Annotated in this window: 11 protein-coding genes; all 11 read left to right on the plus strand. The window is 38.2% G+C overall.

Going from position 1 to position 22,287, the window contains the following annotated elements:
- The first annotated feature begins 6 nt into the window (after positions 1-6).
- The 11 genes from ACUNWD_RS10430 (at position 7) to ACUNWD_RS10480 (ending at position 22,256) form a co-directional block, all read left to right on the plus strand.
- On the plus strand, positions 7-2,187 hold the full coding sequence (locus ACUNWD_RS10430) for a GH92 family glycosyl hydrolase (RefSeq protein ID WP_445587745.1): 2,181 nt from the start codon (positions 7-9) through the stop codon (positions 2,185-2,187).
- A 110-nt stretch (positions 2,188-2,297) separates the two neighbouring features.
- Positions 2,298-6,161 (plus strand): alpha-mannosidase, encoded by a 3,864-nt coding sequence (locus ACUNWD_RS10435; protein ID WP_445587746.1) that lies wholly within the window; start codon positions 2,298-2,300, stop codon positions 6,159-6,161.
- A 195-nt stretch (positions 6,162-6,356) separates the two neighbouring features.
- Entirely contained in the window at positions 6,357-7,451 is a 1,095-nt protein-coding gene (locus ACUNWD_RS10440; RefSeq protein ID WP_445587747.1) for a serine hydrolase domain-containing protein, read from the plus strand.
- A gap of 134 nt (positions 7,452-7,585) precedes the next feature.
- Positions 7,586-8,602: a glycoside hydrolase family 88 protein gene (locus ACUNWD_RS10445; protein ID WP_445587748.1), complete on the plus strand. Its 1,017-nt coding sequence runs from the start codon at positions 7,586-7,588 to the stop codon at positions 8,600-8,602.
- A gap of 212 nt (positions 8,603-8,814) precedes the next feature.
- Positions 8,815-9,804, plus strand: coding sequence for a beta-propeller domain-containing protein (locus ACUNWD_RS10450; protein WP_445587749.1), 990 nt, complete (start codon positions 8,815-8,817; stop codon positions 9,802-9,804).
- Positions 9,805-9,850: 46 nt separating this feature from the next.
- On the plus strand, positions 9,851-11,569 hold the full coding sequence (locus tag ACUNWD_RS10455; protein ID WP_445587750.1) for a DUF362 domain-containing protein: 1,719 nt from the start codon (positions 9,851-9,853) through the stop codon (positions 11,567-11,569).
- 251 nt (positions 11,570-11,820) lie between these two features.
- Positions 11,821-12,507, plus strand: coding sequence for an SGNH/GDSL hydrolase family protein (locus ACUNWD_RS10460; RefSeq protein ID WP_445587751.1), 687 nt, complete (start codon positions 11,821-11,823; stop codon positions 12,505-12,507).
- Between the two features lie 59 nt (positions 12,508-12,566).
- Positions 12,567-14,558: a sialate O-acetylesterase gene (locus tag ACUNWD_RS10465; RefSeq protein ID WP_445587752.1), complete on the plus strand. Its 1,992-nt coding sequence runs from the start codon at positions 12,567-12,569 to the stop codon at positions 14,556-14,558.
- Positions 14,559-14,656: 98 nt separating this feature from the next.
- Positions 14,657-16,435, plus strand: a complete 1,779-nt coding sequence (locus tag ACUNWD_RS10470; protein WP_445587753.1) for an erythromycin esterase family protein — start codon at positions 14,657-14,659, stop codon at positions 16,433-16,435.
- Between the two features lie 686 nt (positions 16,436-17,121).
- Positions 17,122-20,361 carry a SusC/RagA family TonB-linked outer membrane protein gene (locus ACUNWD_RS10475; protein WP_445587754.1) on the plus strand — a complete coding sequence of 1,080 codons (3,240 nt, stop codon included), beginning with the start codon at positions 17,122-17,124 and terminating at the stop codon, positions 20,359-20,361.
- 14 nt (positions 20,362-20,375) lie between these two features.
- Positions 20,376-22,256, plus strand: coding sequence for a RagB/SusD family nutrient uptake outer membrane protein (locus ACUNWD_RS10480; RefSeq protein WP_445587755.1), 1,881 nt, complete (start codon positions 20,376-20,378; stop codon positions 22,254-22,256).
- Positions 22,257-22,287: the final 31 nt, after the last annotated feature.

Raw genomic sequence — 22,287 nt, forward strand, 5'->3', positions numbered from 1 at the left:
ATAAAAATGAGAACAGTTTCTTTTTTTACTAAAACCTTGTTGATTGCTTTGACTACAGTTATTGTAGCTTGCAGTTCAAAATCAAATTCGCAACATAACAATAATAAATTAACCAGCTATGTTAATCCTCTGTTGGGTACAGCAACGCTTTGGGAACCCAAAGACTTAGGGTATGTCCGCAAATCAAAAAACCGCACCTGGGGTGCGGAAGTATTCCCTGGCTCATCGGTTCCGAACGCTATGGTGCAATTAAGCCCGGTGACCCAATTTCGCAGTGGTGCCGGGTATCAATACGAAGACAGTGTAATCTATGGATTTTCGCACACCTGCAAAGGGCACTGGAATTTGCTGCATTTGCCGATCCTGCCTGTAACAGGAACAGTAACTGCAACCGACTATCGCTCTACTTTTAGCCACGATAATGAAACGGCGCGGCCTGGTTACTATCAAGTGTACTTGAACAGATACAACATTAATGCGGAACTAACCTCCACTCTGCGTTGTGCTTTTCATAAATATACTTTTCAGGAAAACGATGAAAAGGAATTGCTCGTGAATGTAAAACGCTCCAACAATGGCGTAAGGGAATGGAATATTCAAAAAATTGATGACCACACCTTCACCGGTATGCAAAGTGGAGAAGGGACAATATATTACTACGCGATATCGAATTACCCGATTGACGACATTGAACAGGTGAAGGAAAATGAAAGCGATGAAGTGAGCATAGTGCATTTTGCCGACAGCAAGGGCCGTGAACCGTTGGAAGTGAAAATAGGTTTCTCTTTTGTAAGTGTAAAGAATGCAAAGATGAACCTGGATGCCGAAATGGTGGACAAAAGTTTTGTGCAGGTACAAGATGAAGCAGACACCACTTGGGAGAAATTGCTTGGCAAAATTACCGTAGAAGGTGGCACCGAGCGAGAGAAGGGGTTGTTTTACTCCTGTTTATATCGTTCGTTCTTGTGGCCGACTTTACGCAGCGATGTCAATTATGAATATACCGATGAGCTTGGTCAGGTGGTAAACAACGGCTTTAATAAATATACCGATCCTTCTTTCTGGGATGATTATCGTAACAAGTTAATTTTGCTGGGTATGATTTCGCCGGATGTAACCCTTGATGTAATAAAATCAATTATCGACAAGGGTGAGAAACGAGGCGGTTATATGCCTACTTTTTTCCATGGCGACCATGCATCAGCATTTGTATCCGGCAGCTATCTACGTGGAATAAAGGACTTCGATCTAAACCGTGCTTACCAGTTGTTACTGAAGAACGCTTTTGTTCCCGGAAGAGGTGGTAGACCTTATTTGGATGAATATTTGAAAAGGGGCTGGATTGCAGAGAAGGATACTGTGAACGTGCCTTTCTGGGACGAATATAAAGGAGCTGTGACTAAAACACTGGAATATGCATACGACGACTATGCAATAGCGCTGATCTCAAAAGAACTTGGTGATATGGAGAACTACAAAGAATTAATGGAACGTTCGGATAACTATAAGAAAGTGTTCGATCCGTCCACCGGTTTTTTACGCGGTCGCATTGATGATGGCAGTTGGATTGAAGATTTCGATCCGTATTATCCGTATTATCAATATATGTATAGAGAAGCTAATGCATGGAATGCATTGTTCTTTGCTCCTCACGACCCACAAGGAATGATTGAGCTTTATCCCGATAGCAAGGCTGTGGAGGATAAATTAGACTCACTTTTCTCTGAACCTTACGGAAACTATGAAGTAGCTAACCTTACAGGGTTTATCGGTAACTATTGTCATGGTAATCAGCCTGGTCATAGCATTCCGTATACATATTACTTCATTGATAAACAGGAAAAATCACAGGTTGTCCTTGACAGCATTATGAACCATTATTATGACATGGGAGCCGATAAACTGGCGTACGCAGGTATGGACGATGCTGGCGAAATGTCTGCATGGTATGTATTCAATGCTATGGGCATTTACACTTATTCACCAGCTGATCCTGAGTATATCGTTTCCGTTCCACTGTTTGATAAAGTGACCTTTAATCTGCATGGCAAGCCATTTACAATTACCAAAAAAGGTTCAGGGAGGAAAATAAAAAGTATCACTTATGATGATCAATCAATAGAAAACTATTTTGTTTCGCATAGCCAATTGTTGGAGGGGAAGGAATTGATTATAGAAACTGAATAAATTATACAACAGCAAATGAAATAATATCAGATTAGAAACTTGATATCTAGTCACTTTTGCAATAATTTAGTAAGTAATTCAATCTAACCCAATTAAAAAAAATCAATAAAATGAGAAAACGTTTGTACCTTCTTGTGGTCTCAGGAATTTTGCCTTTTTTATTGTTTGCACAGCAAATAGATAAAAGAGAAAAATACGATATCTCTAAAGATAAAGTATTGTATACTATTGGTTATGCTCACCTCGATACGGAATGGAATTGGGAATTTCCAACAACTATTAATGAATACATTAAGAATACGATGGAGGATAACTTTAAACTCCTTGAAAAGTACCCTGACTATGTATTTAATTTTACAGGCTCCCGTCGGTATAATATGATGAAGGAGTATTATCCGGAATCCTATAAAAAAGTATGTGATTACATCAAGCAAGGACGATGGTTTGTTTCTGGATCTTCGGTTGATGAAGGGGAGGTAAATATATCATCTTCAGAATCAGTTATTCGTCAGGTTCTTTATGGAAATCAATTTTTTAAGCGTGAATTTAGTAAAGTGAGCTATGACTATATGCTTCCCGATTGCTTTGGATTCGTGGCTACAATGCCTTCCGTGTGGAAGCATGCAGGCTTACTCGGCTTTTCAACTCAAAAGTTAACTTGGGGGTCTGCAAACGGGCTGCCTTTTAATGTTGGTGTGTGGGAAGGTCCGGATGGAGAAGGATTGCTGGCTGCATTGAATGCAACGAGCTATGGAAGTAGTATTGAGGAACGATTGGATAAAAACAAGGAATGGACAGATCGAATGGAGTCTAACATTAATAAATACGGGATCTCTTTTGATTTTCGTTATTATGGAACAGGCGATATTGGTGGTGCCCCAAGAGAAGAATCAGTTATCAATGCAGTTAGTAGCATTCGGCATGACGATAGCAACTTTAAAGTTGTGCTAACATCTTCGGATCAGATGTTCCGGGATATTACTCCTGAATTACAAGCAAAATTACCAACTTTTAAGGGCGATTTATTGCTGACTGAACATAGTTCCGGATCACAAACTTCGCAAGCGTTTATGAAACGTGCAAACCGCAAGAATGAGGAGCTTGCCAGATCTGCAGAACAGTTGGCTTCAATAGCTGATTGGATGGGGGGAGCAACTTATCCTATGGCGAAAATTAACAATTCATGGGATTTGGTTTTAGGAAGTCAGTTTCATGATATTCTTCCGGGAACAAGTACGACTCTGGCATATGAATATGCGTGGAATGATGAATTCATTGCAATGAATGGTTTTTCTGAGGTTATTAAGAATTCGGTAAGTGCAATTTCACATCAGTTGAATACGCAGGTTGAAGGAAAAGCTTTGATCGTTTACAATCCGGTTGCTATTGAACGAGAAGACGTTGTGACTGCTGAACTTAGTTTTGCAAAAACACCTAAGAATATTATAGTTTTTGACAAGGAGGGAAATAAGGTTTCATCACAAATTATTTCAATTAAAGGAAATAAGGTTAAGTTTATTTTTATAGCAAAACTTCCATCAGCTGGCTTGTCTGTTTATGATGTTCGCGTTACTGATAATGATGAAAATCAGTCATCATTGGTAGTTGAGGGACAAACACTTGAGAATGATTATTTTAAGGTAACTGTTGATGATAACGGCGATATTTCAAGTATTTACGATAAAAAAGCAGCAAGAGAAGTGCTTTCAGAACCAGCATCTCTTCAATTTCAAAAAGAGACTCCTCAGTCATGGCCAGCGTGGAACATGGATTGGCAAGATCGCAAAAATCCGCCGATTGATTTCATGAACAAAGATGTAAGTGTGAAAATTGTTGAGCAAGGTCCGGTTCGGGTTGCTCTTGAAATTACTAAAAAAGGTCAGAACTCAGAAATTACACAGATCGTTAGTTTAGCTGCTGGCGAAGCTGGTAAGCGAATTAAGGTTAATAATAAGATTGATTGGCAGTCGAAGGAAGTTTGCTTGAAAGCTGCATTTCCAACTACAGTTTCCAACGAGTTTGCAACTTATGGCTTGAATACTGCAGCTATTCAGCGCACAACAAATAACGAAGTGAAATTTGAGGTTCCAAGTCGTCAATGGTTTGATTTGACTGACAGGCCTAACAATTACGGAGTATCAATTCTTGAAGATTGTAAATATGGTTCAGACAAGCCGGACGATAGTACGTTGCGGCTTACTTTGATGTATACACCACGAGCAAACTCGTATGTGTATCAAGGTTCTCAGGACTGGGGAATTCACGATTTTAAGTATGCCATTTATCCCCATGTTGGTGATTGGGTTTATGCGAATACCCCATGGCAGGGGAGTTTTGTGAATGATCCACTTATTGGATTTGAAACCTCAAAGCATGATGGCTCACTAGGTAAAGAGTTTTCACTGGTAAAACTGAATACGAACAAAGTTGGTTTAATGGCTTTCAAAAAGGCAGAAGAAAGTGATTATTTCATTGTTCGGTTTAATGAACTTTTTGGAAAATATGCAGATGATGTTAGCGTGAGCTTTCCTGGTAAAGTTATAGATGCTTATGAAGTTAATGGTCAGGAAAATAAAATTGGAGAGGCCAGTATCAAAAATGGCCAATTGAATTTTGATATGAGCCATTTTTCTATGAAAAGTTTTGCTGTTAAGCTTGAAAAATCAAGTCTGGAGACCTCATTGCCAGAACAAAGAAGTATTGACTTGCCATTTAATCAGGATGCTATCAGTTTTGATGGAAACAGAGCAGACGGTAATATGGTGGATAGTCTTTCTCTTTCTGCTGAATTGCTTCCGCCGATGGTTGCCAGTGAAGATATCAGTTTTAAAATTGGAAGTAGCGATGATGGTGTGAATAATGTTGTTGCTGCCCAGGGACAGAAAATTCAGTTGCCAAAAGGTGATTTCAATAAATTGTATATTCTTGCTGCTGCTACGGAAGATACGGAAGGTACATTTAAAATTGGAAGTCAAAAAAGTAACTTGAGTGTTCAAGATTGGACAGGATGGGTTGGTCAGCATTATAGCCGTAAACTTTACATGAATAATTTGAAAGTTTCGGAAATTACAAACGCTTATTCTAAACGCGACAATATTGCTTGGTATGCTTCTCATCGCCATTCTCCTGGTGCAAATGATGCTTATCAATACAGCTATCTTTATAAGTATGAGCTGACTCTTCCCAAAGGAGCAAAATCAATTACGCTTCCATCGAATAGTAAGATTAAAGTATTCGCAATTACGGTTGCAAATAAAGTTAATGAGGATGTAATGCCGGTTCAGAAACTATATGATGATTTTAAGGGTAATAAACCAGCAGAACTGCGTGTAAAGGAATACATCACACCCGATTTGAAGTCGATAAAGTTTATTCAAAAACCACTTTTCTATGGTGAGGATTTGGATGAGAGAATGCTAAATAATCCACGATTTAAAGCATACTTAAGAAGGTTAGGGATGGATACCGTTGTTGTGAAAACGCCTCCGTCAAAAACCGATTATGCAGATATCTCTTCTGGTAACAAAGTTAGCGCAACTTATTATGCCACAGGTAAATCAAATGATGGGAAAGAATTTCAGAGTGTAGATTTTGATGTGTCTCAAGTTCTGAACTCTGAATCAGGAAGTTTGTCAGATTCCGTCTGGTTTGATAACGGAGAAGGAAGATTTGTTTTTGATTTGCAGAAATCCGTTTCGATAGACAAGATTAACCTTTATGTTGATCGTTTTCGAGATCGGGGAAATCAAATATTCAGTATGTGGATTTCAGATAAATCTGCTGATATAGCTGGTGATCCAAAAGAAAATGGATGGGAATATGTTGGTGTTTATGTTTCCAGAGGTGGACGAAGAGGATTCGCAACATCGATGGAATTTGAAGAAGAACTGAAAGGTCGTTACTTAATGTTTTTGACAGATGGGGGATGGCATGGTAACGATTACCTGAATCAGATGGATATTTACGTCAAATAGGAATTCAATTAGGTTGAACGATATTAAGCATATTAGAACGGATGTCTCGAAAATCATTTTGGGACATCCTTTAATTATCAGGTATTCACAAGGTTTTCTGCCTGATAAACAATTCAATAATTACAATTTTAAGCATAATCAAACTATTGTCGTTCTGCAGTTTGTTAATGACAGTCGGCAATTAATACAAAACTTATGAAAAAACAATTTTACGTAACCCTGTCATTCGGAATCTTCCTGTTCTTTGCTATTTGTGCTTGCACTAATCAGGCAAAAAATAAATCTGAAAAAGGAGGAGACGAGCTCAAAACGTTACCTCGTAGTACAGCAGAAGCTGAAAATGTTGATCTTGGAAATGTTGCCAAGTTTGTGGATGCAATGAAAGAAAGTGGACTTGAATTGCACAGCCTGATGGTACTACGTCATGGGAATGTAGCATTTGAAGACTGGTATGGAAATAATGCTGCTGACAAACTTCATGTCATGAATTCAGTGAGCAAAACGTATACATCCATGGCTTTCGGATTCGCAGTGCAGGAAAATCTGTTGAATGTGTCCGATAAAGTAATTTCGTTTTTCCCAGATAAGCTACCTTCTGAAATTTCTCCTGAGTTAGAAAGATTGGAGATTCGTCATTTGTTAACGATGTCAGCTGGTCAGGATCTAACCTTGGTGAATAAAGTGAGGAGTGAAGGAAGTACCGATTGGGTTAAATCAATGCTTGCTGTTCCATTTATAGCGGAGCCAGGAACAAAGTTTGAATATAGTAGCATGGCAACTTTTATGGTTTCTGCAATTATTCAAAAGGTAACTGGCGAAAAAGTCATTGACTATCTAACTCCCCGACTTTTTGAGCCGTTGGGAATTACAGGAGCCAAGTGGGACGAAAGTCCACAGGGAATAAATGTTGGAGGTTCCGGTTTATTTGTAAAAACAGAAGACATGGCTAAATTAGGGCAGTTTATACTACAGAAAGGAATGTGGAATGGCAAGCAATTATTGGCAGCATCTTATATTGAAGAAGCATCAACTGCTAAAATTACAAAGTTACCGAAAGACGCAGACAAGGAAACCAGGGAAAGATTATTGGCTACCGACGACTGGATGCAGGGATATGGATACCAGATGTGGAGGTGCCGTCACAATGCGTTTCGTGCAGATGGGGCAGGAGGCCAGTTTATTATCATGGTACCTGAAAAGGATGCAGTTTTGGTTGCAACCTCCAAGGTGCAGGATATGCAAGCTGAGCTAAACTTGATTTGGGATTACTTGCTTCCGGCTTTGAAGTAGGTAATTAGAAATTACTCCATTTATAACCCCATAAATGGTTCAAATTAATAGGCGAATTATTTTAGTGAATTTATGTGTTTAACCCAAGTGATAACCATTTATTTAAGAGGTTATTACAAATTACTATATAAAATATGAAGTTCTTTTTTACAATCGTTTTGGCTATTCTATTTATTAATTCGAATGCACAAAATACAGACTTTAAATTGCGTTCAAAAGTGACAAATGCGATGTTAAGCATGCAACGTGCTTCCTGGGAACAAGGTGTCGCTGCTCAGGCTTTTTTAGAGTTAGGTGACGAGGAAATGACTTATTTGATGGCCAAAGAAGCTGTACTTCGTCAAACAAAAGAAGGGCGGTTGAGCGTGCTTTATTCAGATGGTGGAAGTCTGGATCCTGCTTGTTCGGGTGAAGCTGTGTGGGTCGCCTACCAAAAGTCAGGAGATACAGATCTGAAATTAGCGGCTGAAAAAATGCTTGCATTCTTAAAGGAAAAGGCTCCACGTAACGATGAGGGTATTTTATATCATCAAATGAATGGCCGTGAATTTTGGTCGGATGCAATGTATATGGCTCCTCCGTTTTTGGCGGCAATGGGAGAATATAGTGAAGCGGTAAAACAAATTGAAGGTTTCCGAAAGTATTTATGCAGTCCTGACAAACATTTGTTTGCTCATCGTTGGAGCGATAAGGAAAGCAGGTTGGTTGATGCTCATTTATGGGGTGGCGGAAATGGTTGGGCGGCGGCATGCTACAGTCGGGTGATTCTTGCATTACCTGCATCAATGGAAATGGAGAAACAGAAACTAATTTCCTATCACAAAGAGCTGTTGGATGCTTGTATTTCGTACATGCGAAACGATGGGCTTTTTCATGATTTCATTGATGAACCTGAAAGCTTTGTTGAGACTAATCTTGGACAAATGTTGGCCTATTCGATTTATAAAGGTATAAAAGGCGGATGGTTAGATCATTCCTACAAAAAAGCAGCTGACAAAATGAGAAAGGCAGCAATCTCTAAAGTGGATAATAATGGAATTGTTACTGATGCTTGCGGCGCTCCATGGTTCAATAGTCCGGGTCGTTCTACCGAAGCACAAGCTTTCTTCTTACTGATGGAAGCAGCCTATGATGATCTTGAAAATAAGTAAGCAACAGAGTTATTCGTCCAAATACTGCATTTTCTTAACGAGAATATGTTTTCCAGCATTAAATTGGTATGTCCACAAAAGATGCCATTTCGGACTTAATAGTAATAGTTCAAACTGGAAAATTATCAATAATGCTGGCTTTTCACTGAGAAGCCTTGCAAACTCATTGTAAAACAAACAAGTCATTTACTAATTAAACTAAGCGCAAACCAATGAAAAATCTAAAGAAACTTAGCTACATCAAAATCCTCACTTTTATTATCATATCAACTTTCAATACTGAATTATGTGCTCAGAGCACCAACACAGCTTTACCTGGAACCAATTTGTCGAAGTTCGATTTCTTTTACGCCGGAGAAGCCAAAGTACAAGATATGTACATTGTTAAAAACGGTAGTGTCGTCTGGGAACACAAAGGACCAAAGGACAAAGGAGAAATTAGCGATGCCGTACTAATGAGTAATGGAAATGTATTATTTGCACATCAACGCGGAATTACACTTATTTCGGCCGATCAGAAAGTTTTATGGAGCTACGATACTCCGGAGGGGTGCGAAACCCATACTGCACAGCCGATTGGGAAAAAATATGTGGTGTTTTTGCAGAATGGCGATCCTGCAAAAGTGTTTGTTGTAAATGTAAAAAACGGCAAAACGGTTAAAAGTTTTGATGTTGCTGTAGAAAATCCTAAAAATGTACATGGTCATTTTCGCCATGCCCGACTAACACCTCGTGGTACTTATTTGATTTCGCACATGGAAATGGGTAAAGTCGTTGAATACGATACAGATGGAAATGTGTTGTTTTCGATGGATGCGCCTGGAATTTGGTCGGCAGAACCACTTGAAAACGATAATATTTTACTTTGTGGAAGCGACCGTTGGATTCGTGAGGTAGACCGAGAAGGTAACGTAATTTGGGACATCCGATTAAATGACTATCCTGAATACAACTTAACATCACCGCAAGTTGCTGTTCGGCGAGCCAATGGAAACACCATTATTAATAACTGGTTTAACCAATGGAGTGGGGAAGTCGATAAAAATAATCCGCCTTATCAAGCCATTGAAGTAACGCCTGATAAAAAGGTAGTTTGGGCATTAAAGTCGTGGGAAGCACCCGATCTTGGTCCCTCTACAATTATTCAGGTTCTTAACGAAAAAGGAATTTCTGAAAAGGTAAGATTTGGTGAGTTTAAGTAGGGAATTATCTCTTTATTGTTGAACGTGAAAATTGAAGGTTAGAAATATGAAAGAAGAAACTTCAACTACCAAAAAGAAGCTTTTTGGTATATTTAATAAGCTAATATTGATAGCAGTTGGATTCGGTGCATTGGTTTGGTTTTTAATTCGCGTAATTCCAAAACCCAGCCGTGCAACTTACCCTTGTCAACGCGCAGCATTTCCGCTAGCCAGTGCTTTTGTAATTTGGTTGACTGGTTTAATAGGAAGTTTAGCAGGAATCAAATATTTAGGAAAAAGACTGGGTAACTATCGCTGGGTTGCTATTGGAAGTTCTGCGATGGTTGTTGTCGTTTTGTGCGTGTGGTTACAAATTATTCCGTCTAGTATTTTAGATTCTTTCGCGCTAGGTTCGGGTGATGGATATCAGCCTGCTGTCGGTTTCAATTGGATACCAGGCCCATCGAATCAACCGATTGGTGATGCAAAGGGGGTCTATCCGGGCCGGGTTGTGATGACCCGAAATCCGGAAGCTACAAAATGGGCAGGAAGATGGAACGTGAATGAAGACCAGTGGTGGCTGGATGAAAATACCGATACTGAAAAAGTCGCAGAAATGTTATCCGTGACTTTACAGAAACTTACCGGAACAAAAAAAGACAAAAAAGCCTGGGACAAAATTTTTAAATATTACAATGAAAATAGTCGGGGTTTGACAAAAAGGGGATACGAACCGGGTGAAGTTGTCGCCGTAAAAATTAACTTAAATAACAGTGGCGTTTCAAAAGTTGATAACCAATCGGATGCATCGCCACAAATGGTTTTGGCGATGATTCGCCAATTGGTGAATGAAGCAGGTATTCCACAAAAAGATATTTTTATTTACGATGCCCGCAGACAAATTTATCCGTATATGTTGACCACAATATGGAGGGAATTTAAAGATGTTCGATTTTTGCAGTGGGGCGAGGCTCAGGATGCTCAGCCTGTTAATCCGGCATACGGTGATCATACCGGAATAGAAGCAGTCGACTGGGTGGAAGGCATTAGTTATTCGGCAGGCAAGTTTAATGAGGCGAAATTGATTCCCCGACAGGTAAAAGAAGCAACCTATCTTGTGAATTTTGCAATGCTTAAGTTGCATTCATATCCTTACAATTATATGGAAGATGGTGATGAAGGTCAAACTGCTGTTACCATGTCTGCAAAAAATCATGCGGGCTCCATTAAAGGAACTCCTGAATTGCACGATTACCTGGATACAAAGAAATTGGGAACTAAAAATGCCTACTCGCCTTTGGTTGATCTGGCTACATCGCCAAATCTGGGAGCCAAAACAATTTTGTACTTACTTGATGGATTATATTGTGGACGAAAATGGCGAACATACCCCTTGCATTTTCCCAATCCACCATTCAATAATAAGGTTGAGCCTTACGAAAATCCGGAGTGGCCGGCATGTTTATTGGCTTCATTTGACTGTGTTGCGCTTCAGTCCGTTGGTCTGGATATTATGTACGCACAAAGTAAAAACAATAATGAAACTGCTTACCACGATGTGCCACGAATTTTAGTTCGCGATAATGCGGATGATTTTCTGCGAGAAATGGCAGATCCGGATCATGCACCTTCGGGAACACGATACATTCAGGGAGGCAAGCCAATTGAGAGTTTAGGGGTTTTTGAACACTGGGATGATGATCTTACGATGAGATATTCGCGTAACCTGGATCCAAAAAATGGAAGAGGAATTGAATTTTTGTATTTTCCTCTTGGGGAAAACTAACAAACAAATCGGTAATTTCAGATTTTAATAATACCGGATTCCTTTAAATTCAGAATCAACTCTGCTCTAAGTACGATCATTTATTCTTGATGAATAATGAATTTTGCAGCGCAAATATTAATCTTGGAGCCTGATTTTTTTACATATTTACGTTACAAATAAAAAGGAAACCAACAACCAATATCTAAGATGCTGCTGTTTGATGATTTGAATGGTAGTATTTTTTGTATTGATATTTAAAAAGATTAAAGATGAAAAATTTAAAAGCGACTGTTTTTTTATTACTGTTTTTGTGTCTGTATAGTTTCTCTAATGCGCAGGATTGGCCAAATTTTAATCGTTACAGAAAAGATAATGCTGAACTCGGGCTGCCTAAAAAAGGCGAAACCAGAGTTGTGTTTATGGGGAACTCAATTACTGATTTTTGGATTAGCAATTTTCCTGAATATTTTTCTGAGAATGATTATATCGATCGTGGAATTAGTGGACAAACCACTCCGCAGATGCTTGTTCGGTTTCGTGCTGATGTAATTAACCTAAAACCTGCTGTGGTAACAATATTAGCGGGCACAAATGATATTGCTGGAAATACTGGTCCTTCAACATTGGAAATGATTGCAGATAATATTTTTTCTATGGCGGAACTTGCGAAAGCTAACGGCATAAAAGTCATTTTATGTTCTGTTTTGCCTGCTTTTGATTATCCATGGAAACCTGGTTTGGAACCAGCTCCGAAAATTGTAGAGCTCAATAAAATGATTAAGAAATATGCAGAGAAAAATGATTGTATTTATCTGGATTACTTCTCTGCGATGGTTGATGATCGTTTGGGAATGAAAGCTGAATATTCGGGTGATGGGGTTCATCCAAATAAAGAAGGCTATCAGGTAATGATGCCACTTTGTGATGCGGCGATAAAAAAAGCATTAAAAAAATAACAAATATTGACAGGCTTTGAATCTAGAATTTAAAGCCTGTTTCTTTTAACACACACACAATGAAAAATTATGCATATTTAATGGTATTGGTCTTATCTATTTTTTTTGGGGCCTGTCAGTCTGATCAGCATATTCCATTAGAAGTATCCAAGCTTTTTTCAAATCACATGGTTTTGCAGCAACTGCAAGACGTTAATTTTTGGGGAACGAATGCTCCTGGGCAGGAAGTGCATCTTTCTGCCAGTTGGGGAACACAAGCTTCTGCGGTGGCTGATGAAAATGGCAAATGGAAAATTACGGTTGAAACACCTTCTGCTGGTGGACCATATACCATTCAAATTGAATCAGAAAAACAATTGACAACTATTGAAGATGTGCTAATTGGAGAGGTTTGGGTGGCTTCAGGACAATCGAATATGGATTTGCCTTTAAAAGGATGGCCACCGCAAGATACCGTATGTAATTCTGCTCAGGAAATTGCACATGCTGACTTTCCTGAGATTCGATTCTTTAAAGTACCTTTTAACATCGCAACCACACCACAGGATTCTGTTGATGGAAAGTGGGAGAGAACCTCTCCCGAAACAGCAGGGGATTTTAGCGTAACAGCCTATTTTTATGCTAAAAAGCTTTATCAGGAACTTCACGTACCAATTGGGATTATTCAATCATCTATAGGAGGAACACCGGCAGAAGCATGGACAAGCAAAGAATCTTTGAAAAAGATGGGTGATTTTGATGAAAATATAGATGGACTTGAAGAATTACAATCATCAATTACCGAATGGAATAATAAATGGCCTGTAACTCAAGTGCCAAGATCTGATGATGATTGGAGCAATATTCAGTGGTCAGACATGGACGCCACTAGTTCTGATTTTGACGATATCAATTGGGAATCAATGCATCTTCCCGGAAGATTTGATCGTCTTCAGTCTGGCGAATTTGACGGGGCGATTTGGCTGAGAACTACATTCAATATTCAGGATGTGGAAACTGATTATATGCTTCGTATTGGTTCCATTGACGATATGGACGAGACTTTTGTGAATGGACAAAAAGTTGGTGGAATTATGGAAAATGGAAACGCGAACACTCCACGTGAAATGATGGTGCCTGCGAAAATTCTAAAAGCAGGAATTAATACTTTGGCTATTCGTGCCATTGACACTGGAGGCCCAGGATTTATTAATGGACCGATTATCTTATCAAGCAGTAATGGTGAGGAGATTTCATTGGAGGGCGAATGGAAATCAAAACTGGTTGCAGAAAATATTAGTGGTAATTTTTTCAAGTATGGACTTGAGGCTGATATTTCTGCGCGACCAAATGTTACGAAGCTAAATAGTAATTCACCTACTGTGCTCTTTAATGCCATGATTCATCCTCTAATTTCGTATTCTATCAAAGGAGTTATTTGGTATCAAGGAGAATCGAATGTCGGACGCGCCGATCAGTATAAAACGCTATTTCCCTTGATGATTGATGATTGGAGGCAGCAATGGAATCAAGAACTGCCGTTTTACTTTGTGCAAATTGCTCCTTATTTGTATCAGGCATCGAACCAAAAAGGTCAGTCTCCAAAGCTTCGAAATGCACAGCGTTATGCGTTAAAGCTTCCCAAAACTGGCATGGCAGTGACCCTGGATATTGGGAAACTTAGCACTGCTCATCCTGCATATAAGAAAGAGGTTGGTGATCGTTTGGCAAGATTTGCTTTGGCGAATGAATATGGACAGGAATTGACCACCTCTGGTCCATTGTTTAAGAATATTGAAGTTTCAGGTAATAAGTTGTTGGTTGAGTTCGAGTCAAAATCAATTGGGAGTGGATTAGTTGCAGGAGAAACAGGTCTTACTGGTTTTGAAATTGCAGGTGCGGATAAGAAATTCGTGCCAGCCAATGCAAAAATATTGGGCGACAAGATTCAGCTGTCTAGTCATTCTGTTTCAACTCCGGTTTATGTACGATATGCCTGGAGTGATGGGGCTGCAGCTACTTTATTCAACAAAGAAGGACTACCTGCAGGAACTTTTACTTCAGAAGAGTGAAATAGATAAATTGACTCTATTTTTAGATGGAAGAATCTCAGCATTTTTATGATGCTGAGATTTTTTGACTCAGAATCCTAAATTAAATCCTCAAGATTATGAGTTTAATTGAGTATTTACTTGTTAGCGTATTACTGTTTAGTTGTTCGAATAGCCGTGTTGATTATACCGAATTAATTGACTATGATCTTGGTTTTGAGAATCGTGACCCATATAGGGCAAGGTGGAGTTGTGTTAAAAGCAATGTAATAGCGGGAGGAGATTCGACAGATATTGTAGAAGGCAAAAGCTCATTTGTTATGATTAGAAGAAAACATGATGAGCCTTTTAATGCCTGTTTTTACCAAACTATTATATTGCCAATTAGTCCAAAACAAATACAAGTTTCGATTTATTCGAAAACATCGGATGTTGAAAAAGCCTGGCTTAAGCTTTTTGGTTTAAACGAATGTAATAAAATAACATCAAGAGATTCAATATGCCTGCTTAGTAGCAATAAATGGAAGAAATCGACACTAAAGGTTGATGGTTTTAATACTAAGCGAGCTTATCTTGAAATTAGCGCAGGATCAACAAAGAAACACGCAATAGATGTAGATACAATAATTAAAAGGATGAAATCTGGAAAAGGAATGTCCGAAAAAGCGATTTCAGTTGACAATATAAGTATAGCTCTGGATGACAAAGATATAAGTCAATATGATTGCTTTGATAGTGAGACCCTTGAAATTTCAGAAAACGTAAGCAATGATTATGTATCATTTGCTACAAATCCGATAGTAGATCTGGTGAATCTAGATGATTTTAAAGATCATTCAATAATCGCTTTTGGTGAATCTGTTCATGGTAGTAGAGAAATACAGGAAACAACTTTAAAAACTATTTCTGAATTAGTAAAAAGGAATAATTGTAAACTTATTTTATTCGAATTTCCTTTTGATCTTGGATTAAGGATAAATGAGTTTATTTATGGAGAAACAGAAGAAGATATAAGTAAATTATTACTGTTTAATAATCTGGATATTCCATCATTTGTTAAATTTTTTAATTGGCTAAGGACATACAATCATAGCCAGGATAATAAAGTAACGGTGATGGGTATAGACGAGAATAAAGGGTTTAAAATTGAAGACGATCTAAACGTATTTATAAATAATGCATATCCGCGGGATAGTTCTATGTATAAACTGAGTCTTCTTATCAAAAACAAAGAATTTGAGGAGGCTCTCTTGCTTGTTCAAACACGTCTTGCTGCTAATTTTAATGATTGTAAACTAAAATGTATTTTAAATGCAATAAAATTAAGAACCACAACGACAGCATTCTTTCCATACCATGAAGATGAACGAGAATTGATATTATTTCAAAATTCAAAGTTTGCTATTGACGCATTTACAAGTGGTACTGAAAAGACTGCCATTTTTGCTCATCTTGGTCATGTCAGTAAATTGCATAATCTGGCAAATAGGATTTATGCGAAAAACATGGGGCATTATTTGTTTCAAACATATTCTAATAATTATTTCTCGGTCGCTATTTCTGTTGGAAATGGCACAATTACAAGCTTTGGTGAAAATGGTTTTGAGTTTAATTGTAAGTTAATAACGCCACCAAGATTGAGTCTCGAAAGTTTATGTTTAAGATCAGGTGTAGATTATTTCTATACACGTAATGAAAATTTATACTCGATAAGTTCTGAACGATTTATTGGAGCATTCTACTCCGAAAATCAATTTTATTCTTACTCAAATTGTGGCAGCTTTGATGGGGTAATATTTATAAGAAATAGCACTGGAAACAGACTTCCAAACGACTGGCCTATATCAAAAGTTGAGATTCAAGAATTTGCAAAAATGAATATGAAACAAATTAGGTAATATTTAAAACAATTACATATAAACCCATCGTGTTAATTTATTGACGGGCTCACATATCTTATCCCTTTATGAATTGACAGGTTTGAATAAATTGAGAATATAATTGCAGTTACTAATTTTTCAACTAAGAATATTTGTCTTAGTATTGCTGTTCTCTAAAGCGCGTCTCACAACAATGCTCTTTTGGAAAAATATCTAAATGAAATGCTATTTGAATAGAAATGTTTGTAGCCTTTTGGATTTCAATTTTCTTCAAATAGAATATTGCGTTTGCAGCATAGAGCATTTGTTTGTGAAAGATAAATGAAAAGTTCCCCTGATTCCAGTAAAGATTTAATTTTTATTAACCCCGATTTCTAGAGGTACCCCCTTTCTTGTTAGTTGTTTTTATGCCTTGAATTGTGCGATGTGTTTTACAGCATGATTTTGCTGTGTCCACAAAATACTCCAAACAGGACTTAATGGTCGAAAGCACAATCTCAGAAAACTTCAGAAACTAGAAAACAAGAATTGAAACACGATAATCAATTCCGTGGAATTGATATGTAATTAACTTAATGTAAACAAAAATTATGATGAAAAAATGAATCAAAATGAAGGGAATTTTGAGATTATTCCCATTTGTCGTTTTACTGCTTTTTGTAAGCAGAATAAGTATTCGATTTACTCATTAACCTAACAAATTTATGGAAAAAGAAAGACGCTTTTCCGATGTGGTAGTACAGCGGACAAGTAAATTAGTTCGAATGATGAAAACAACTGCACTGTTAATTTTACTAATGGCGGTGCAGCTTTCAGCAAATTCAAACAACAAGAATTCCTTGGGCAATGACAGTCCAACGGAGGTATTTGCAAATCAAAATGCTGAAAAAACTGTTAGAGGTACTGTAACTGATGTTGATGGTCAGCCAGTTCCCGGTGTGACAATTGCAGTGGAAGGAACAACAAAAGGTGTAATTACTGATTTTGACGGTAATTATACAATTGACGTTGAACCGGATAACACCCTGGTATTTTCATTTGTAGGGTATGTTACACAGTCTGTTAGAGTTGGACAGCGACAGATTATCAACATTGAATTGGTGGAAGATACTCAAGAATTGGATGATGTTACAGTTGTTGCTTTTGCCAAACAGAAAAAGAGCAGTGTTATCGCTTCTATTTCAACCGTTAAGCCATCTGAGTTGAAAGTTCCCTCAAGTAACCTTACAACCGCGTTGGCAGGTCGTATGTCTGGTATCATATCTTATCAGAGAAGTGGTGAGCCAGGACAGGATAATGCACAGTTCTTCGTGCGTGGTGTAACTACGATGGGGTACAAAAAAGACCCATTGATCCTGATTGATGGAATGGAATTAACATCAGCAGACCTTGCCCGCCTTCAGCCAGATGATATTGCTAGTTTCTCGATTATGAAGGATGCTACCGCAACTGCTCTATATGGTGCCAGAGGTGCAAACGGTGTTATTTATGTGACAACAAAAGAAGGGGTTGAAGGATCGATTTCCGTAAATGCCCGTTACGAAATGTCAATATCTGGAAATACCAGAGATTTGGACTTGGCAGATCCAATTACTTATATGCTGATGCACAATGAGGCGGTACGAACCAGGAATCCATTGGAACCACTACCTTATTCACAGGAAAAGATTGCAAATACTATTGATGGAGTTGATCCTGTGCTGTATCCGACTACCGACTGGTACAATTTGATGTTTAAAAATCATACCACCAACCATCGTTTTAATGTCAATATGAGTGGTGGTGGAAAGGTTGCCCGTTATTATATTGCTGCGACAATGAACCAGGATAACGGTATCATGAAAGTGGATCACAGGAACAACTTTAACAGTAACATTGATCTGAAGAAATACCAGTTACGTACCAATTTGAATTTGAACTTGACTAAAACGACAAAAGGTAAGTTTATCTTCAATACAAGCTTGGACTCCTACTCAGGACCAATTAATGGAGGTGGTGACGTGTTTAATAATGTAATGCGCACCAATCCGGTATATTTTGCACCTTATTATGAGCCAGATGCAAAGAATGAATTTACAAATCATATCCTTTTTGGAAACTATAGAAACCAGTATAGTGCACTTGGATTGAACTATTATAATCCGTATGCAGATATTCAAAGAGGTTACAAAGAGTCCAGTACCGCAAGAATCCTGACACAAATTGAACTTGAACAGGATTTAAGTATGATAACAGAAGGATTGAAGGTGAAAGCAATTGGATACGGTAATATCTATTCATTTTTCGATGTTTCACGTGCGTATCGTCCATATTACTACAGTCCTTTGGTTAATCCTGAAACAGGAGAGTACACATTGTCAGCCTTAAATCCTGAAACTGGTACTGAATATTTGGATTACGTACCTGGATCGAAGGATGTTAGCACCACCTATTATGCTGAGGGATCTGCTTCCTATAACCGGGTATTCAATGACGTACACGGAGTAAGTGGGTTGTTAGTTTTTACAATGCGAAGTGAATTGAAAGGTAACGAAACAACTTTACAACAATCACTACCTTATCGTAATATGGGATTGGCCGGACGTTTTACCTATGCTTATAACGATACCTATTTTGTAGAGGCTAACTTCGGTTATAACGGATCAGAGCGTTTTGCAAAGAACAATCGATTCGGATTCTTCCCATCAGCAGGTTTAGGTTATTTGGTTTCCAATGAACCCTATTTTGAAAGCTTAAAGAAAACAATTACGAAATTGAAGTTAAAAGCTACGTATGGTTTGGTTGGTAACGATGCTATCGGTGGAGCAGACGACCGTTTCTTTTACTTGTCTCAGGTGAATATGACAAGCGGAGCTAGAGGGGCTCAGTTTGGTAAGTTTTTTGATTATGGCAAATCAGGTGTATCCATATCTAGATATGCAAATGATCAGATTACCTGGGAAACTTCGTATAAACTAAATGTTGGTGCTGAAATTGGACTGTATGACAAATGGGAAGTTCAGGTGGATGTATTCCATGAAAACAGGACAAATATTTTAATGGATCGCATACAGCTGGCATCTATGGGATTGCAGGCTGGTGTGAGAGCAAATATTGGTGAAGCAGAAAGTAAAGGTATAGATGCATCGCTCGATTATAACCAAACATTTGGTCAGAATTGGTGGATTCAGGCACGTGCTAACTTTACATATGCAGTGAGTGAAATGACAACATTGGAAGAACCAGATTATTCTGATACACCTTGGTTATCACGAGTAGGCCAATCCATCAGTCAAAATTATGGTTATATTGCCGAGCATTTGTTTGTTGATGAGGCAGAAGTGAGCAATTCTCCGGAACAATCATTTGGAATGTATGCGGCAGGAGATATTAAATATCGCGATGTAAATGGTGATGGTCGTATTTCAGGTCTGGATATGGTTCCAATTGGGAATCCAACTTCGCCAGAAATTGTTTATGGATTCGGATTTTCTGCCGGCTTTAAATCAATTGATTTTTCAGCCTTCTTCCAGGGATTGGCTAATGAATCATTCTGGATTGATACCGGTAATTCTGCGCCTTTCATTAATACCATTTCTGGTGGTGGACTTGGGAATAACCAACTGTTGCAAGTTTGGGCTGACAGTTACTGGTCTGAAGCCAATCCTGATATCTACGCACGCTGGCCGCGCTTGTCAAATTCTTATGTGGCGAATAATATGCAAACTAGTACCTGGTTTATGCAAGACGGTTCATTCCTTCGATTAAAATCAATGGAACTTGGGTTTACGCTGCCATCGAGCTTATCAAAAAAGATGTCTTTGACTAAATGTCGGTTTTATGCCAGTGGTACCAACTTGTTAACATTTAGCAAATTCAAATTGTGGGATCCCGAGATGGGTGGTAATGGATTAGGTTATCCGGTTCAACGAGTGTTCAACCTAGGTGTTTTAGTTGAATTTTAACTAAGAAAATAAATATGAAAATTATAAATTATATAATAGCATTATTGATCGCCGGTACAATCATTTCCTGCGACTCTTATTTGGATGTAGTGCCCGATAATGTGGCAACCATCGAAAATGCTTTTTCAGATAAATATAATGCTGAAAAATATCTTTTTACATGTTACTCTTATTTACCCGATTTTGCAAGTAGATATTCTAACCCGGCAATTGCAGGTGGTGATGATATCTGGTTTTCAGAATATCATAAGGATGCTTCACCGGTGCAACTGGCAAAAGGATTTCAGAATATCACCAATGTGAGGTTTAATGCATGGAATGGAGGACTTTTTGTTGGTATTAGGGACTGTAATACATTCCTGGAGAAAGTAGGAACAGTTCGGGACATGCAACAATATGAAAAAAGACAGTGGTCTGCTGAAGCTAAATTCTTAAAAGCCTATTATCACTATTACTTAATTCGCATGTATGGACCGATTCCGATTATTCGCGATAGTAAGGCAGTTTCATCAGGAACTGAGGCGATTAAAGTAAGCCGTGAGCCAGTTGATTCCTGTTTTGCGTATGTAGTAGATTTGTTGGATGAAGCAATTGCTGATCTTCCAGAAACATTGATGAATCCATTGACAAGTCTGGGGCGTATAACAAAACCAATTGCGATGGCTGTAAAAGCTGAGGTATTGATGACTGCTGCCAGTCCGCTTTTTAATGGTAACCAGGTGCATTCAACTTTAGCTAATAAGGATGGTCAATTGCTGTTCAATCCAACATTTGATGAGACAAAGTGGGAAAAGGCAGCGGCTGCGTGTAAAGATGCAATTGATATGGCTGAAGCAAATCAAATTAGCTTATATCAAAAATCAGATTTTGTCACTAGCTTTACAATGAGTGATACAACGAAACACATTGCAGCGTTACGTAGTGCTGTTACTGAACGTTGGAATAAAGAGCTAATATGGGGGTCTACACAAAGTACTTCTTTTTCAATTCAATATGATGCCAGCCCTCGTTGGTATGCCTATATTTCGAATCCAGCAGGATCAAATATGTCACCTACCTTAAAAGTGGCTGAAGAATTTTATTCTGAAAATGGTGTCCCAATTAATGAGGACAAAACATGGGCGTATGATGACCGGTACAAGTTAAAGACCGCAGGACAGGAAGACTGGTTATTTGTAGAGCCGAATGAGCAAACGGTTGGTCTTAATTTTGACCGTGAATTACGCTATTATTCAAGTATCAGTTTTGACAGAGGTGCCTGGTTTGGTAACGGTTCACCACAAAATCCGGAAGAACCATGGTATATTAGAAATCGTAGAGGAGAATTTGCATCTATTTTTGAAATTGCCAATTTCTCGATTACCGGATTATATCCTAAGAAACTGGTTAATATTGAGAACGAAGTTCGTGACGGACAAAATTATTACGCTGAAGATTACGCCTTTCCGATTATTCGTTTAGCTGACCTGTATTTGTATTATGCAGAAGCATTAAATGAAGTTAAAGCTTCTCCTGATGCTGAAGTGTATGAATACATAGATAAAGTACGGGAACGTGCGGGTTTGAACGGCGTTGTTGAAAGTTGGAGTGCATATTCAACAATACCTAATAAACCGACTACAAAAACTGGAATGCGTGATATTATTCAAAGAGAACGTTTAATTGAGTTGGCTTTTGAAGGACATCGTTTCTGGGACTTACGTCGCTGGATGTTGGCAAAAAGATATTTGAATGCCCCAGTTTTAGGTTTCAATGTTCAGAAGAATGATCCAAAGGAATATTACCACGTCCTTACTCTTTATAACCAAACATTTACTGAACGGGATTATTTTTGGCCAATTGCTGAATATGAAACCGTCAGGAATCCAAATTTGGTTCAAAACATTGGTTGGTAACAATCTTGAAAATGAAACTCAAAATAAAGAA

This window comes from Sunxiuqinia sp. A32, assembly GCF_052690465.1.

Excerpts from the sequence above, each read along its gene's own strand:
- ACUNWD_RS10440 (WP_445587747.1), top strand. The coding sequence starts at position 6,357 with ATGAAAAAACAATTTTACGTAACCCTGTCATTCGGAATCTTCCTGTTC.
- ACUNWD_RS10430 (WP_445587745.1), top strand. The coding sequence starts at position 7 with ATGAGAACAGTTTCTTTTTTTACTAAAACCTTGTTGATTGCTTTGACT.
- ACUNWD_RS10455 (WP_445587750.1), top strand. The coding sequence starts at position 9,851 with ATGAAAGAAGAAACTTCAACTACCAAAAAGAAGCTTTTTGGTATATTT.
- ACUNWD_RS10465 (WP_445587752.1), top strand. The coding sequence starts at position 12,567 with ATGAAAAATTATGCATATTTAATGGTATTGGTCTTATCTATTTTTTTT.
- ACUNWD_RS10445 (WP_445587748.1), top strand. The coding sequence starts at position 7,586 with ATGAAGTTCTTTTTTACAATCGTTTTGGCTATTCTATTTATTAATTCG.
- ACUNWD_RS10470 (WP_445587753.1), top strand. The coding sequence starts at position 14,657 with ATGAGTTTAATTGAGTATTTACTTGTTAGCGTATTACTGTTTAGTTGT.
- ACUNWD_RS10450 (WP_445587749.1), top strand. The coding sequence starts at position 8,815 with ATGAAAAATCTAAAGAAACTTAGCTACATCAAAATCCTCACTTTTATT.
- ACUNWD_RS10435 (WP_445587746.1), top strand. The coding sequence starts at position 2,298 with ATGAGAAAACGTTTGTACCTTCTTGTGGTCTCAGGAATTTTGCCTTTT.
- ACUNWD_RS10475 (WP_445587754.1), top strand. The coding sequence starts at position 17,122 with ATGGAAAAAGAAAGACGCTTTTCCGATGTGGTAGTACAGCGGACAAGT.
- ACUNWD_RS10460 (WP_445587751.1), top strand. The coding sequence starts at position 11,821 with ATGAAAAATTTAAAAGCGACTGTTTTTTTATTACTGTTTTTGTGTCTG.
- ACUNWD_RS10480 (WP_445587755.1), top strand. The coding sequence starts at position 20,376 with ATGAAAATTATAAATTATATAATAGCATTATTGATCGCCGGTACAATC.